Raw genomic sequence first — 14,752 nt, 5'->3', positions numbered from 1 at the left:
CATTTTAACTATCCCCCGAATATTGATCCTAACAACTGCCCCTTAAGGAGCAGTCGGTTGCCCTGCCTGCAAGGGGGGTCGGGACAAGCATGGGTGAAAGCAAAAATGGGCGACAGGATCAAGCGCACACTGTTCATTTTGATGCGGCTCTATCACAATCAGGCTGGCAATACGCTGGCGATTGTGGCGGCTGCCATCTTCCCTCTGGCAGCCCTGATTGGCGGCGGCGTGGACATCAGCCGCATCTACCTGACCAAGACGCGGCTGCAACAGGCATGCGACGCTGGCGCCCTTGCTGGGCGACGCGCCATGACCGGTCTCACCTGGACAACTGGTACGGGCAGCACTCAGGAAACGGCCGACCGCTTTTTCACCGTTAACTTCCCCGCCAACAAATATGGGACAAACTCCGGCGCGGTCATCTATTCGGCAAGCGAGACGGGCGCCGTCACCGGTAACGCATCAGTGGTCGTGCCGATGACGCTGATGTCGCTTTTTCATATGCCGGACAAGACCGTCACCGCGACCTGCACCGCAGACCTTCAATTGCCGAATACCGATGTGATGTTCGTTCTGGACACGACCTTGTCCATGAACGACATCAACCTCGGCGATTCCCAAAGCCGCATCGCGGTGCTCCGAGGTGCCGTGAGCAGCTTCTATACAGAACTGGAAAATGTCCGGCCCGCAGGCTCGCGCATTCGTTATGGCTTCGTGCCCTATTCTTCAACCGTCAATGTAGGAATGTTGCTCAAGCGCGACTGGATCATGGACATCGCCACTTATGATTCCCGGGTCTATGAGAATGAGAAGGAACTGAAGGACGGAGGCACGCAAGGCTCAACGATTTCAGGAAATGACGGCTGGAAGTATCTTAGCGGCTCCAAAAACACGGGTACTAAGTATCAGGGACCGTCGGAAGAATGCATCGCTCCTCCAAACAAGGACTGGACTGACAAGACCACATATGAGTCTTGGGACCCGTCCAGCAGTGCCGTGCCGCGCACCCGCAAACGCACAAGAGTCCGCAATGGCACCACCTATTCGAAATCCCTGAACAATGGCATTTGCTGGATCACGCCCACCATATATGACAATTACACCGAAACGCTGACCGAGTGGGTAAAAGAAAATCCGAATGCTGGACAGGAAAACCCAGATTCCTGGGTTTATTACTGGCGGTATAAGCCAGTTGACTACTCCATGGCCGATCTCAAGGGAGCAGGCGACGGAAATTCGCTTGTGAGCGGGGGCAGTTTCACCGCTCCGGTAGGCAACTTCTCGGGCGGAAATCCAACGTCGCGCACCATTACATGGAATCAGACCAATGGCTGCATAGAGGAACGCGCTACTCGCCGGTCCGATGAAGGCGCCGGTGTACCGCGTTACGACATGGACGTTGACCTCGTACCTGACAAGAATAACGTTTCCACCCAATGGAAGCCGTTTCTGCCGGGTCTTGTCTATGGGCGAAATGCGACATCCTTCACCGCGACCACCAACTGGGTATGGAGTGAATCCGCTTCAACCAAAAGTTCGAGCAATTTACCTACGCCCTCATCGAGCACGAGCGAATATGGCGCGTGCCCGACCTATGCACGCAAACTGGCGGAGATCGATTCGAGCACGCTTTCCACTTATCTAGCCGCGCTGAAGCCCGCCGGTTTCACCTATCATGACATAGGCATGCTGTGGGGTCTGCGGCTGATGTCTCGTGAGGGCCTGTTTGCTGCCGAGCACGCAGCGGCAGAGAGCAGTGGCCGCTATGCACGCCATCTTATCTTTATGACCGATGGAGATACTGATACGCGCATAGGCGCCTACGATGCTTGGGGCATGTCGGCAGTCGCACGTCGCCGTACCCCCACAGGATCCATACCTACGGACGAAGGCCAGGATGACATCACGGAAGCGCGGCTCGCCGAGCTTTGCAATATAGCCAAAAATCAGAAGAACATCACAGTCTGGGTCATCGCATTTGGCACAACCCTGACGACGCTTCTGTCTGACTGCGCGTCACCCGGTCGCGCCTATCAGGCCGATAACTCAGACCAGTTGACCGCCACCTTCTCGCAGATTGCATCGCAGATCGCACAGTTGCGGGTGACACGATGACACGCGCCACCGCCCGCTATCGCTTCACCCGGCAAGCTCGATCTTTCGCCCGGGACGTACGCGGCGCGACATTGGTGGAGTTCGCCTTTGTCGCGCCGATACTGGTGCTGATGCTGATGTTCCTGTTTGACACCGGCTATTATCTCTACGCCCGCGCCATTCTAAGCGGAGAAATTCAGGCTGCAGGCCGCGCGTCCGCCCTCGAAACGGCTACCGATGCCAATCGCGCATTGCTGGACAACTCGGTCGAGACGGCGGTGAAACGACTGGTTGGTGGCGGAACACTTCACTTCGATCGCCTGGCGTTCAAATCCTACGGCCGCGCCCAATCGAGGGCGGAGGCATTTATAGATTCCAACGGCGATGACATCTGCAATAACGACGAAAGCTTCGACGATGCCAACCGCAATGGCGTCCGCGATGCCGACTCTGGCGTAGCCGGCCAAGGCGGCGCAAAGGACGTCACAATCTATTCCGCGACGCTGGAATATGATCGTCTTTTCCCGATGGCGTCCCTGCTGGGCTGGAGTGAGCAGGTCAGCATCACCGCCCACACAATTTTACGGAATCAGCCTTTTGATAAGCAGGCGGAAGCCCTGATTGGCCATTGCGATTGAGGATCTATCAATGAACGGCTCTCAAACTTCAGGCGTCCGACCGGTGGTCGCAAACTCCCTGCCCTCGCGGCTTGATCTTCTGCGGTGCCAGAGCGGCATCGCCTTGACCGAGTTCGCAATGGCCTTCCCCATTCTGCTGATCCTCGCCACGTCCGGCCTGGAACTCACCAACTATGCCCTGACCGTCAAGAGAGTTGGCGAACTGGCGGTCATGGTATCGGACAACGCGTCCCGGATGGGGGCTCAAAGCGCCATTAATAACAAGCCTGTTAGCGAGGCGGAGATCAACGACGTTTTCATCGGCGCTGACCTGCAAGCATCGAACCTCAACCTCGGTCAAAAGGGCAAGATCGTCCTTTCCAGCCTGCAGCGAAATGCCGACGGCGGGCAGATGATAAAATGGCAGCGATGCTATGGAGGGGACGCTTATGAGTCCGCTTACGGAACGGAGGGTACAGGCGCCACGGGCACCGGCTTCGCCGGAATGGGACCGGAGGATCATGAAATTACTGCAGCAGAGGGAACGGCCGTGATGGTGGTGGAAATTCACTACACCTACACACGCCTGATGCCCATTATCACGCTGCCGCTACACGACATTACGGAGTTTTCGGCCTATAACGTCCGCGATAGTCGCGACATCACACAGGTCTACAATACCGAAAACGTTACCCCATCAACCTGCACCTGAACTTGGGCGTAGAAAGGGAGAGTCAGATTTCGGCCCTCCCCAACTATACGGTCAACGATAGCAAACCTTCTTCGCCGCAGCGACGACGCGAGCGGCGTCGATAAGCGCCGCCTTTTCAAGGTTCGCGGCGTAGGGCAGCGGCACATCCTCGTTGGTCACGCGCAAAACTGGGGCATCCAGGTCGTCAAAGCCCTGTTCCATCATCACTGCGGCGATTTCCGACGCGATCGAGCAGACGGGCCAGCCTTCCTCGACCACGACGAGGCGATTGGTCTTCTTGAGACTCTGCAACACGGTCGCGGTGTCCAGCGGTCGCAGCGTGCGCAGGTCGATGACCTCCGCATCGATACCTTCGCCCGCCAATGTTTCTGCGGCTTCAAGGGCGACGCCAACGCCGATGGAATAGCTGACCAACGTCACATTCTTGCCGGTGCGCATGATACGGGCCTTGCCGATCGGCAGGACATAGTCATCCACCTTAGGCACGTCGAAGCTCCGGCCATAGACCAACTCATTCTCCAGGAAAACGACCGGGTCTTCTGAACGGATGGCGGCCTTCAGCAAACCCTTGGCATCAGCCGCGTCATAGGGCGCGATGACGATGAGGCCCGGAACAGCCGCATACCATGGCCCATAATTCTGGCTGTGCTGGGCCCCAACGCGGCTCGCCGCACCATTGGGGCCACGGAACACTATGGGACAGCGCATCTGGCCGCCCGACATATAGTTGGTCTTGGCCGCCGAGTTGATGATGTGGTCAATCGCCTGCATGGCAAAATTGAATGTCATGAACTCGATAACCGGGCGAAGGCCGCCCATCGCGGCACCGGCGCCAATGCCGGCAAAGCCATGTTCGGTGATTGGCGTGTCGATGACACGCTTGTCGCCAAATTCGTCGAGAAGGCCCTGGGTCACCTTGTAGGCGCCCTGATATTCAGCCACTTCCTCGCCCATGACGAACACCCGCTCGTCGCGGCGCATTTCTTCAGCCATGGCATCGCGCAGTGCTTCACGCACTGTCGTTTTTACATATTCGGTGCCTTCGGGAAGATCCGGGTCAGCCACGCTGGCCCTTACTTCCGTATCGAGCTTGGCTGTTCCGGTGGCCGCCTTCTTCGGCGCCTCCGGGGCCGCCTCCGCCTTGGCGGCAGGGGCGCTTTCCTTGGCCCTCGGCGTCGGCTTGGCGGTGTCGCCGTCCTCGCCAGCCATCGTCGCGATGACCGTGCCGACTTTCACGCCTTCGGTGCCCTCGGGAATGACGATCGCGCCGATCTTGCCTTCATCGACCGCTTCAAATTCCATCGTCGCCTTGTCCGTTTCGATCTCAGCGAGAATATCGCCCGAACGCACTTCATCGCCTTCCTTCACCAGCCACTTGGCCAGCGTACCTTCCTCCATCGTCGGGGAGAGCGCCGGCATCTTGATTTCGATACCCATCAATATTGCTCCACCAGCACGTCGGTATAGAGTTCGGACATTTCCGGCTCGGGCGACGTTTCGGCGAAGTCAGCCGCGTCACTCACGATCTTGCGAATGTCCTGATCAACCTTCTTGAGTTCATCCTCGCTGACGCCTGCGTCCATCAAATATTTCTTCGCACCCTCGATCGGGTCGGATTTTTCGCGCATGGCCTGCACTTCCTCACGCGAACGGTATTTCGCGGGGTCGGACATGGAGTGGCCGCGGTAACGATAGGTCTTCATTTCCAGAAGAATGGGGCCATTGCCACCCTGCACCCATTTAAGCGCTTCCTCGGTCGCTCCACGCACCGCAAGGACGTCCATGCCATTGACCTGGATGCCGGGAATACGGAAGCTTTCGCCACGGCGATAAAGCTGATCCTCTGCGGACGAACGGTTGACGCTGGTCCCCATGGCATATTGATTGTTTTCGATCACGAAGATGATCGGCAGCTTCCATAGCTCAGCCATGTTGAAGCTTTCATAGACCTGACCCTGATTGGCCGCTCCGTCGCCAAAATAGGCGACGCAGACGCCACCGTCACCCTTATACTTGTGCGCGAAACCCAGACCCGCACCGAGCGATACCTGAGCGCCGACGATCCCGTGGCCGCCGAAAAACTTATGCTCGACGCTGAACATGTGCATCGAGCCGCCCTTGCCCTTCGAAATGCCAGCTTCGCGACCGGTCAGCTCGGCCATGATGACATTCGGATCAATGCCATAGGCAAGCATATGGCCGTGGTCGCGATAGCCGGTGATAACGCTGTCCTTGCCGGGCTTGAGCGCCGACTGGATGCCCACGGCAACCGCTTCCTGCCCGATATAGAGATGACAGAAGCCGCCGATCAGGCCGAGGCCGTAAAGCTGCCCCGCCTTTTCCTCAAAGCGGCGGATGAGGACCATTTGCCGGTAGAATTCCAGCAATTCTTCCTTGGTCGCTTTGTAGTCGCTCGGGGCTTCGGGGCGAGGCCGGTTGTGGTCCGCGCTGGCAGGGCTTTGCGCCTTTGCCTTTGCACGCGACGGACGCGGCGTCGTTGGTTTCGCCAAGGCTTCTTATCCTTTTGCCTGCGTACGGATGGAAGGAAGCCCGATATAGCGGCAGAGTCGGCCAGAATGCAACGCCGCAACCTGCGGAATAGCGGCATCGAATGCCGCGTTCAGTTCAGCGGAACGATCACTTCGTCATGATGGATCACGCCCAACTGACGGCGGATCAACTCATCACTCAGATCTGGATCGACGCGACGCGGATTGAGCAGGTCTACGCGATTGCGAAGTTCATTCCGCTGGGCCCGGACGGACTTCAATTCACCCTGGGCACGATGAAGCTGGCGCGAGTAATCACCCCAGGCAAGGACGCCATTGGAACCGAGCACCACATAGCCGGCAAAGAAAAGAAGCAGAAGCACAGCGATTGCCGGGCCGAAAGCCGAAAACAACAATGTGCGAAGCTTAGCGATGTGCGCCATGGAGCATTTGAATCACAGGCCGAAGCCGGCCGCAAGAGAAATCTGGCTAACTTGCGGCCGGACGCTGAAATTGACCGTTATCGGAAGATAGAGCGGCCGGCGTAAACCGCGACATCGCCCAGTTCTTCTTCGATGCGGATCAGCTGGTTGTACTTTGCAAGCCGATCCGAACGTGCGAGCGATCCGGTCTTGATCTGGCCGCAATTGGTGGCGACGGCGAGATCGGCGATAGTCGCATCCTCGGTTTCGCCCGACCGGTGCGACATGACCGCTGTGTAACGCGCGCGATGGGCCATATCGACCGCAGCCAACGTCTCCGTAAGCGTACCGATCTGATTGACCTTGACCAGCAGGGAGTTGGCCAAGCCCTTGCCGATGCCCATTTCAAGCCGCTTGGGGTTGGTGACGAAAAGGTCATCGCCCACCAACTGCACCTTGCCGCCGATCTTGTCCGTCAGCGCCTTCCAGCCTTCGAAATCATCCTCGCTCATGCCATCTTCGATCGACTTGATCGGATAGTCGGCGCACAGCGCAGCCAGATAGTCGGCCATTTCCACAGGGTTCAGCGACAGACCTTCGCCGGAAATCTCATATTTGCCGTTTCTGAAAAATTCGGTGGCCGCACAGTCCAGCGCCAGCACGACATCGTCACCGGGCTTATAGCCAGCCTTCTCGACAGACAGCATGATGAAATCGAGCGCATCGCGCGTCGATGCGATGTTGGGAGCGAAGCCGCCTTCGTCGCCCACTGATGTGGCAAGGCCCTTTTCGTGCAGGCCCTTCTTGAGCGTGTGGAAGATTTCCGCGCCCACCCGCACCGCATCGGCCAGGCTTTCCGCGCCGACCGGCATGATCATGAATTCCTGGAAATCGATCGGATTGTCGGCATGCTCGCCGCCGTTGATGATGTTCATCATCGGCACCGGCAACACATGAGCCGACACGCCGCCAACATAGCGGTACAGCGGCAGCCCCCGCGCGTCCGCCGCCGCCTTGGCGGTAGCGAGGCTGACGCCCAGGATTGCGTTCGCACCCAGCCGGCTCTTGTTCTCGGTGCCGTCGAGCGAGATCATCGCAGCATCGACTTCTGCCTGATCCTCCGCATCCAGGCCGATCAACTGCTCGGCAATCTCGTCATTGACTGCGGCGACCGCGGCCAGGACGCCCTTGCCGAGATACTTGCTTTTGTCGCCGTCGCGCTTTTCGACCGCCTCATAGGCACCGGTCGATGCGCCCGATGGGACCGCTGCGCGCCCAAAGCTGCCATCTTCCAGCATGACATCGACTTCGACGGTGGGGTTCCCACGGCTGTCGAGAATCTGACGGGCGTGGATATCAAGAATGGCGGTCATGGTCGCTCCCTGGAATGCTGCAATGCGCCTCAATTCGGGCTCCGCTTAGCCAGCACCTCCGGGATTGGCAATGCGGGGCTTGCATGCGCTCGAAAAATGCCGATGGTCAAATTAGTAACGGCAACGGAACTGTGGCCCGCCGCGAGCATTGAGGACGCATACCCATTCGCCCCCATCGCGACCCCACTATATTGAGGAGACATAGGACGATGGCTGACACTCCGGAAACCCCGCCCGTCAAGCGCACCAAAAAGGCTACTACCACCAAGCCGGCGAAAGCCAAGCCTGTCACGACCTCTGCTGTCGCCACGCCAGCTAAGCCGGTCAAAACCGCGCCAACGCGGAGCGTTTCCACACCCAAACCCGGCAACGGGGCGCCTTCGCATGGCTGGACTGCGCAGATCGCGCCGCTGAAGGCGCAGGCGGAAAAGGCAGCAAGAAGCGCGGCCGACAAGCTCAATAGCGTGGACTGGAAAACCCATATCGATCCGCTGAAGGATCAGGCGACGCAGACCGCCAAGTCGGCTGCCGTCGTTGCCAAGGACAAGACCGGAACGGCGATGCAGAGCCTGGCCAAGCTGATTACCGACACTGCGGGCACCGTAGATGCCAAGCTGGGTCCGCAATATGGCGATTATGCGCGGCAGGCAGCAGAAGCAGTGGCCGGGGCCGCCGACACTCTGGACAGCAAGGATGTCGATCAACTGATGACCGAAGCGCGCGATTTCGTTCGCAAGAGTCCCGCCGTGGCGATCGGCGCGGCAGCGGTGGTCGGCTTCGTACTGATGCGGTTGGCCAAGGGATCAGACGACAAGGCATGATCGTTTCCGCCAACCACGAATATACATCCATAGCGGGGCGGAGGTTTTCTTGACGGACGAACCAAGCCTGACAGCGGAGCCACAGGGAGCCGAGCAGCAGCAGGACAATGTTCGCGAAGCGTTCAACAGACTCTATGCTGATGGTCGCGCCTATGCCGATGCGGAGATTGAACGCCAAAAGCTGCGGGCCGGTATTGCAGGAGCAGGCGTTCGCGATGCTGCGATCTTCGCCACCGCCGGGTTCATGCTGGCCTTCGCTGGCCTGATCGCTTTTTTGGTGGGACTGGTGCTGGTGCTCACTCCGCGTCTGGGCCCGGGCTGGTCTGCGGTCGCGGTATTCGGTTCCTCCCTTCTCGCTGCGATCATATTATTCCTGCTGGCCAAGGGACGAATCTCTCAGATGCGGAAAGCCATTAAGTCATGAAGGCGGTAGAGCGATATCGCCAAGCCGAAGTGCGGGCGGAAGAGAAAAAGGCCCAATTTCTGTCCAGCGCTTATGCTGCAAAGGCCCGCGTCGCCCCCGCCAGGCTGAAGCAGGACATAAAAGACAAGGCGGTTGACGGCTTTTCCAATGGTCGCGCCTATGTGACGAAAAAGACGCACGAGCAGCCTGCCGCGGTCGGCGCGGCGGCTGCTGCATTGATGATATATCTGTTTCGCCGTCCGCTTTCGGCACTTTTCAAACGCACATACGTTCGGATTACCAACCGTAACCCCGACAAAGCGGAGACAGACGATGGCTGACATTCATGCCCAGATTACTCGCGTGCGCGATGCCGCGAACGATATTGCCGAGACCGCCTCTGACAAGTTCCGGGACACCACTGGCAAGGCACGCGACAGCGCTGCGGACCTGATCCAGACGAGCCGCGATCGCGCTGGTGACGCCTACAGCGACGTCCGTGACCGAACGCAGCGCGTCGCTGCGCGAGCGAATGAGATTGTGCAGGAACATCCTATCGTAGCGGTAGCAGGCGCAGTGGCCGCCGGTGCCGTGGTGGCCTGGCTGTTCCCCAAGAGCCGTAGGGCAATGAAAGCTCTGCCGGGCATCGCGGCGGCTGCCGGCAGCCGCGTCGTGGAAGCTGCCATGGCAGCGCAAGCGGCGGCCGCTCAGGGCGCCGAAAATGTCCGGTCAAGTGCTGGAAACGCCTTACACCATGCGCAGGAAGGCGCCACCAAGACCGCTGCGTCGGCCCGTGACGCAGCAGCTTCCGTGGACATCACAGGAACGGCGTCCCGGGTAGCCGATGACCTTGTTTCACTCGTAGCCAGCAAGATTGATTCGGTCAGCGACGCACTGAAAGCGCGATTGCCGAAACGGTAACCATCTCGGCGAAAAACGCAGCCTTCCGCCATCCCGGAACCATTGGACAGGAGTGTGCCCACTGCTAGAGTGGCCTCTCCTTCCATGGGAGAAGAACGATATCATGAGCAAACTCCACCTGGTGATGGGGGGGCGCGTCAAAAATCCCCAGACGCTGGAATTTGAAGATCTGAACTCAATCGAGCTTGTCGGTGTGTTTCCCGACTATGCGTCAGCAGAAAATGCATGGCGCGGCGCTGCACAGCGAACCGTGGACGATGCGGAAATGCGCTATGTCATCGTCCATCTGCACCGTTTGCTTGAGCCTGAACTGCCAAAGACATAAGGGTCAAACAACAGGCTTCGGCCCCTTGCGGAAGCGCCAGCGAAGCAAGGGACGGGCCAGAACGAGCCCAATTAGAAAACCGCCAATATGCGCGGCAATTGCGATTTGTCCAAGATCGCCCAAACCCCCGCGGGCCGAAGCAAGGCCGATCATAAGCTGAAGAATGATCCATCCCGCCGCCAACCATATCACGCGCAGAAAATTGGCGGAGAAAGGACCGATCCGCCTAACCGCACGCTGCCCATATAACAGCGCGTAGGTTGCCAGAATCGCCGAGATCGCGCCGCTGGCCCCAACCATTGGATTGGGAGATGCAGGGCCGATCGCCCACTGCAGCAAAGCCGCGCCGTAGGCGCCTGCTATATAGAGGAGCAACACCGCGCCTTTCTGCAACACCTGTTCAACCTGGCGCCCGCAAAAGACAAGCATCAGAAGATTGAAGCCGATGTGCAGCCAGCCCGCATGGATGAGCGTGCAACTGAGCGGTGTCAGCCAAACCGGCACGGCCAGAACCCCCGCGAACAGCCCGGGATCCTCCACGCGCGCCGGTATGAACCCTCCGAGAATGGCGGCATGGTCCACCTGCCCGGTAAATGACAACAGCAGAAACGCGGCGAAAGTGATCGCCGCGATTGCGTTCGTCATCCGGCCGGAGGGAAGCTTCACCGTAGGCTAGATAAAATCGATCTTGTTGATGAGGTAGAATTTGTCGCCGGAAGGCACCGACACCTCCACCTCTTCGCCGACCTGACGGCCGATAAGGGCGCGGCCCAACGGGCTATTGTAGCTGATCATTCCCAGCTTTGCATCGGCTTCCGCCTGACCAACGATCTGATATTTGACGGGTTTTTCATCTTCGTCGAGCAACATGACCGTTGCCCCGAAAACAACCTTGTCCCCCGACAGGGTCTTGGGATCGATGATCTGCGCACGCGACAATTTGTCTTCCAGGTCCGCGATCGTCGCTTCAACCTGGCCCTGTCGTTCCTTCGCCGCATGATATTCTGCATTTTCAGACAGGTCGCCATGGGCACGCGCTTCTTCGATGGCGTCCACGATCAAAGGCCGCTCTGCCTTCAGCTCGCGGAGCTGCTCGTTGAGCTTGTCATAGCCCATCTGCAGCATCGGCATCTTTTCGACGGTCGCCATTTTATCGCAGATCCTTTGTCAAAACTTCCCTTTGGCGGCCCCGCTATTGAGGCCGTCCGCAACATGCTTCCTGATGTAGGGGGTCAGGCTTGCGGCCTTGGATAATAGGACTGCAACGACCGCACTTCAAGGGCGTGGCCACGCAGAGCCTCGATCGCGTCCGCTGCCGCAACGCTGGCTGCCGCCGTGGTGAAACTCGCCACCTTGGCCCGCAGCGCGCTGGTACGGATCGCCTTGCTATCCTTCAGCGATTGCCAGCCTTCCGTCGTGTTGACGATCAGGTCCACCGCGCCGTCCGTGATCCGATCGACAATGTGGGGGCGACCTTGCGCCACCTTGTTCACCGTCTCGACCTTTATGCCGTTTTCCTCGAGATAACGCGCAGTGCCGCCGGTCGCGATGATGGAGAAACCCATCGCATCGAGCTTGCGCACCGCAGGCAGAACTACCGGCTTGTCGCCGTCCTTCACCGAAATGAAGGCCGTTCCGCTGCTGGGCAGGATGGTCCCCGCGCCAAGTTGTGCCTTGGCAAAGGCGGTCGCAAAATCGCTATCGATTCCCATGACTTCGCCCGTGCTCTTCATTTCGGGCGAAAGCACAGGATCCACCCCGGCGAAGCGGGCAAAGGGGAATACGGCTTCCTTGACCGCCACATGATTGATCGCGTTCCGGTCGATCTTCGGCAGGTCCTTCAGCTTCTCGCCCGCCATGACGCGGCTGGCGATCTTGGCGATGGGCGTGCCGATCGCCTTGGCGACGAAGGGAACGGTGCGGCTGGCGCGCGGATTGACCTCGATCAGATACACCAGCCCGTCCTTGATCGCGAACTGGATATTCATCAGGCCGCGAACGCTAAGCGCGCGGGCCAGAACGTCAGTCTGCCGCTCGATTTCGGTGATAACCTCATCCGACAGGCTGTAGGGCGGCAACGAACAGGCGCTGTCACCGGAGTGAACGCCGGCTTCCTCGATATGCTGGAGCACACCGGCTACTACGACATCCTCGCCGTCGCACAGCGCATCAACGTCTACCTCCACCGCGTCCCGAAGATATTGATCAATCAATACCGGCGAGTCGCCCGACACCTGAACGGCGGTGGCGATATATTCCTCCAACTGCGCCTGCCCATCGACAATCTCCATGGCGCGACCACCAAGGACGTAGGAAGGGCGCATCAGCACCGGGTAGCCGATGCGATTGGCGACCGCGATCGCCTCCTCGCGGCTGCGGGCGATGCCATTGGCAGGCTGCCTGAGCTTCAGCTTATCAATCAGCGCGGCGAAACGCTCACGGTCCTCCGCCAGATCGATGGCATCGGGCGAAGTGCCCAGGATCGGAATGCCCGCATCTTCCAGCGCCTGTGCCAGCTTGAGCGGCGTCTGCCCGCCAAACTGGACAATCACGCCAGCCAGCGTACCGTTCGACATCTCGACGCTCAGGATTTCCAGAACGTCCTCGGCCGTCAGCGGCTCGAAATAAAGCCGGTCGGACGTGTCATAGTCGGTCGACACGGTTTCCGGATTGCAGTTGACCATGATCGTCTCATACCCGGCTTCGGAAAGCGCAAAGCAGGCATGGACGCAGCAATAGTCGAACTCGATACCCTGCCCGATCCGATTGGGACCACCGCCCAGGATCACGACCTTTTTGCGATCGCTCGGCTGCGCCTCATTCTCCGGTTCCCCGAAGATGGGGGCTTCATAGGTCGAATACATGTAAGGCGTCTTCGCCTCGAACTCTGCGGCGCAGGTATCGATACGCTTGAAGACCGGACGCACGCCCAACTTATGGCGCAGCGCGCGAACCTCATCCTCGGTGACGCCACCGGTCATCGCCTTGACCGCTTCGTGGATCAGGCCTGACCCGCGCGCGATGCCGCGCTCCATGCCGCGCAGATGCGCCGACTTGAGCGCCAGGTAAGCAAGACGCTTGTCCGCAAAACCCATGGCCTTGAGCCGCCGCATCCCTTCCGCATCCTGCGGCAATCCATTGCTCAGGATTTCGGCTTCAGCGTCGATGATCTCCTTGATGCGCTCCAGGAACCAGGGATCATATTTCGCAACCGCATGCACTTCAGCGACCGTCAGCCCCTCTCGAAGAGCCTGAGCCGCGACCAGCAGGCGATCGGGAGTAGGCTGGGCAAGCGCGGCGATGATGTCATCCTTGGGCGCGCCGACCAGATGCTCGACCTCGTTGAAGCCGCACAGCCCGGTTTCCAGCCCACGCAGCGCCTTCTGCATCGATTCATGGATGTTGCGGCCGATCGCCATGACCTCGCCGACCGACTTCATCGCGGTGCCGAGCAGTGGTTCCGATCCCTTGAACTTCTCGAACGCAAAGCGCGGAATCTTGGTCACGACATAGTCGATCGTCGGCTCAAAACTGGCGGGCGTCGCGCCGGTGATGTCGTTTTCGATCTCGTCCAGCGTATAGCCGACGGCAAGTTTCGCCGCGACCTTCGCGATGGGGAATCCGGTCGCCTTCGACGCCAGGGCCGAGGAACGGGACACGCGCGGGTTCATTTCGATAACGACCAGGCGCCCGTCCTTCGGATTGACCGCGAACTGTACGTTCGAACCACCTGTTTCCACACCAATTTCACGCAGCACCGCGATGCTCGCGTTGCGCATGATCTGATATTCCTTGTCGGTCAGGGTCAGCGCGGGCGCAACGGTGATCGAATCGCCGGTATGCACGCCCATCGGATCGACATTCTCGATGGAACAGATGATGATGGCGTTGTCGTTGCGATCCCGCACCACCTCCATCTCATATTCTTTCCAGCCAAGCAGCGATTCCTCGATCAGGACTTCCGTGGTCGGCGACGCATCAAGCCCTTCGGCGACGATCCGCTTGAACTCTTCCCTGTTATAGGCGACGCCGCCGCCAGTACCGCCAAGCGTGAAGCTGGGGCGAATGATCGAAGGAAGGCCGGTGAATTCCAGCCCTTCCAGCGCCTCTTCCATCGTGTGGGCAATGCGCGATCGGGCAGATTCCAGACCGATCTTGTCCATCGCATCGCGGAATTTCAACCGATCCTCGGCCTTGTCGATGGCTTCGGCGTCCGCGCCGATCATCTTGACGCCATATTTCTCCAGCGTGCCGTCGTTGAACAGGGCCAGCGCCGTGTTGAGCGCCGTCTGGCCGCCCATGGTCGGCAGCACCGCGTCGGGACGTTCCTTCTCGATGATCTTCGCCACGATTTCGGGCGTGATCGGCTCGACATAGGTCGCGTCGGCAAATTCCGGATCGGTCATGATGGTGGCCGGGTTGGAATTCACCAGAATAATGCGATAGCCCTCTTCCTTGAGCGCCTTCACCGCCTGCGTGCCCGAATAGTCGAACTCGCACGCCTGGCCGATGATGATCGGCCCCGCGCCGATGATGAGGATGGAGGAGATGTCGGTGCGTTTGGGCATTATGCGG

At 59.3% G+C, this 14,752-nt stretch carries 15 protein-coding genes; 8 read left to right on the top strand and 7 right to left on the bottom strand.

Annotated elements, in window-relative coordinates; all coding sequences use genetic code 11:
* Positions 1–105: 105 nt before the first annotated feature.
* Genes K663_RS06950 through K663_RS06940 form a run of 3 tightly spaced genes read left to right on the top strand, consistent with a single transcriptional unit; the run spans position 106 to position 3,423 of the window.
* The gene (locus K663_RS06950; protein ID WP_062115823.1) at positions 106–2,115 is read left to right on the top strand and encodes a TadE/TadG family type IV pilus assembly protein; all 2,010 of its coding nucleotides are present in this window, start codon (positions 106–108) and stop codon (positions 2,113–2,115) included.
* A complete protein-coding gene (locus K663_RS06945; RefSeq protein ID WP_062115820.1) occupies positions 2,112–2,732 on the top strand; it encodes a TadE/TadG family type IV pilus assembly protein in 621 nt (206 codons plus the stop codon). Before K663_RS06950 ends, K663_RS06945 begins: the two co-directional genes overlap by 4 nt.
* Before the next feature lie 10 nt (positions 2,733–2,742).
* The gene (locus K663_RS06940; protein WP_235589538.1) at positions 2,743–3,423 is read left to right on the top strand and encodes a TadE/TadG family type IV pilus assembly protein; all 681 of its coding nucleotides are present in this window, start codon (positions 2,743–2,745) and stop codon (positions 3,421–3,423) included.
* 51 nt (positions 3,424–3,474) lie between these two features.
* Here K663_RS06940 and K663_RS06935 read toward each other — a convergent pair whose 3' ends face one another.
* From K663_RS06935 to eno, 4 genes are all read right to left on the bottom strand, one after another.
* On the bottom strand, positions 3,475–4,860 hold the full coding sequence (locus tag K663_RS06935; RefSeq protein WP_062115814.1) for a pyruvate dehydrogenase complex E1 component subunit beta: 1,386 nt from the start codon (positions 4,858–4,860) through the stop codon (positions 3,475–3,477).
* Complete coding sequence (gene pdhA / locus K663_RS06930; RefSeq protein ID WP_037463079.1) at positions 4,860–5,933, bottom strand: pyruvate dehydrogenase (acetyl-transferring) E1 component subunit alpha; 1,074 nt, start codon at positions 5,931–5,933, stop codon at positions 4,860–4,862. Before pdhA ends, K663_RS06935 begins: the two co-directional genes overlap by 1 nt.
* Before the next feature lie 110 nt (positions 5,934–6,043).
* The gene (locus tag K663_RS06925; RefSeq protein ID WP_062115811.1) at positions 6,044–6,355 is read right to left on the bottom strand and encodes an FtsB family cell division protein; all 312 of its coding nucleotides are present in this window, start codon (positions 6,353–6,355) and stop codon (positions 6,044–6,046) included.
* Positions 6,356–6,432: 77 nt separating this feature from the next.
* Positions 6,433–7,707, bottom strand: coding sequence for a phosphopyruvate hydratase (eno, locus tag K663_RS06920; RefSeq protein ID WP_062115808.1), 1,275 nt, complete (start codon positions 7,705–7,707; stop codon positions 6,433–6,435).
* A gap of 209 nt (positions 7,708–7,916) precedes the next feature.
* On the opposite strand from eno, the gene K663_RS06915 reads away from it, so the two are divergent.
* The 5 genes from K663_RS06915 to K663_RS06895 all read left to right on the top strand — a co-directional run bounded on the left by K663_RS06915 (position 7,917) and on the right by K663_RS06895 (position 10,177).
* The gene (locus K663_RS06915; RefSeq protein ID WP_062115805.1) at positions 7,917–8,528 is read left to right on the top strand and encodes a hypothetical protein; all 612 of its coding nucleotides are present in this window, start codon (positions 7,917–7,919) and stop codon (positions 8,526–8,528) included.
* Between the two features lie 49 nt (positions 8,529–8,577).
* Positions 8,578–8,952, top strand: a complete 375-nt coding sequence (locus tag K663_RS06910; protein WP_062115802.1) for a phage holin family protein — start codon at positions 8,578–8,580, stop codon at positions 8,950–8,952.
* A complete protein-coding gene (locus tag K663_RS06905) occupies positions 8,949–9,272 on the top strand; it encodes a hypothetical protein (protein WP_062115799.1) in 324 nt (107 codons plus the stop codon). Before K663_RS06910 ends, K663_RS06905 begins: the two co-directional genes overlap by 4 nt.
* A complete protein-coding gene (locus tag K663_RS06900) occupies positions 9,265–9,852 on the top strand; it encodes a DUF883 family protein (RefSeq protein WP_062115796.1) in 588 nt (195 codons plus the stop codon). The genes K663_RS06905 and K663_RS06900 overlap by 8 nt, the downstream gene beginning before the upstream one ends.
* 103 nt (positions 9,853–9,955) lie before the next feature.
* Positions 9,956–10,177 (top strand): DUF4170 domain-containing protein, encoded by a 222-nt coding sequence (locus tag K663_RS06895; protein ID WP_062115794.1) that lies wholly within the window; start codon positions 9,956–9,958, stop codon positions 10,175–10,177.
* A 3-nt stretch (positions 10,178–10,180) separates the two neighbouring features.
* Here K663_RS06895 and K663_RS06890 read toward each other — a convergent pair whose 3' ends face one another.
* The 3 genes from K663_RS06890 to carB form a co-directional block, all read right to left on the bottom strand.
* Positions 10,181–10,822 carry a rhomboid family intramembrane serine protease gene (locus K663_RS06890; RefSeq protein ID WP_062115791.1) on the bottom strand — a complete coding sequence of 214 codons (642 nt, stop codon included), beginning with the start codon at positions 10,820–10,822 and terminating at the stop codon, positions 10,181–10,183.
* Between the two features lie 27 nt (positions 10,823–10,849).
* Positions 10,850–11,326 (bottom strand): transcription elongation factor GreA, encoded by a 477-nt coding sequence (greA, locus tag K663_RS06885; protein ID WP_062115788.1) that lies wholly within the window; start codon positions 11,324–11,326, stop codon positions 10,850–10,852.
* An 83-nt stretch (positions 11,327–11,409) separates the two neighbouring features.
* Positions 11,410–14,745, bottom strand: coding sequence for a carbamoyl-phosphate synthase large subunit (gene carB, locus K663_RS06880; RefSeq protein WP_062115785.1), 3,336 nt, complete (start codon positions 14,743–14,745; stop codon positions 11,410–11,412).
* Positions 14,746–14,752 lie beyond the last annotated feature (7 nt).

The sequence above is a fragment of the Sphingobium sp. MI1205 genome (genome assembly GCF_001563285.1).
GTDB lineage: Bacteria > Pseudomonadota > Alphaproteobacteria > Sphingomonadales > Sphingomonadaceae > Sphingobium.
The sequence above is the reverse complement of the archived record's forward strand: the minus strand, read 5'-3'. Positions and strand labels throughout refer to the sequence as shown.

Coding starts and splice junctions, on each gene's coding strand:
- greA (WP_062115788.1), bottom strand. CDS start 11,326: ATGGCGACCGTCGAAAAGATGCCGATGCTGCAGATGGGCTATGACAAG.
- K663_RS06900 (WP_062115796.1), top strand. CDS start 9,265: ATGGCTGACATTCATGCCCAGATTACTCGCGTGCGCGATGCCGCGAAC.
- K663_RS06940 (WP_235589538.1), top strand. CDS start 2,743: ATGAACGGCTCTCAAACTTCAGGCGTCCGACCGGTGGTCGCAAACTCC.
- K663_RS06905 (WP_062115799.1), top strand. CDS start 8,949: ATGAAGGCGGTAGAGCGATATCGCCAAGCCGAAGTGCGGGCGGAAGAG.
- carB (WP_062115785.1), bottom strand. CDS start 14,745: ATGCCCAAACGCACCGACATCTCCTCCATCCTCATCATCGGCGCGGGG.
- K663_RS06945 (WP_062115820.1), top strand. CDS start 2,112: ATGACACGCGCCACCGCCCGCTATCGCTTCACCCGGCAAGCTCGATCT.
- K663_RS06935 (WP_062115814.1), bottom strand. CDS start 4,860: ATGGGTATCGAAATCAAGATGCCGGCGCTCTCCCCGACGATGGAGGAA.
- eno (WP_062115808.1), bottom strand. CDS start 7,707: ATGACCGCCATTCTTGATATCCACGCCCGTCAGATTCTCGACAGCCGT.
- K663_RS06925 (WP_062115811.1), bottom strand. CDS start 6,355: ATGGCGCACATCGCTAAGCTTCGCACATTGTTGTTTTCGGCTTTCGGC.
- K663_RS06915 (WP_062115805.1), top strand. CDS start 7,917: ATGGCTGACACTCCGGAAACCCCGCCCGTCAAGCGCACCAAAAAGGCT.
- K663_RS06895 (WP_062115794.1), top strand. CDS start 9,956: ATGAGCAAACTCCACCTGGTGATGGGGGGGCGCGTCAAAAATCCCCAG.
- K663_RS06950 (WP_062115823.1), top strand. CDS start 106: ATGGGCGACAGGATCAAGCGCACACTGTTCATTTTGATGCGGCTCTAT.
- K663_RS06890 (WP_062115791.1), bottom strand. CDS start 10,822: ATGACGAACGCAATCGCGGCGATCACTTTCGCCGCGTTTCTGCTGTTG.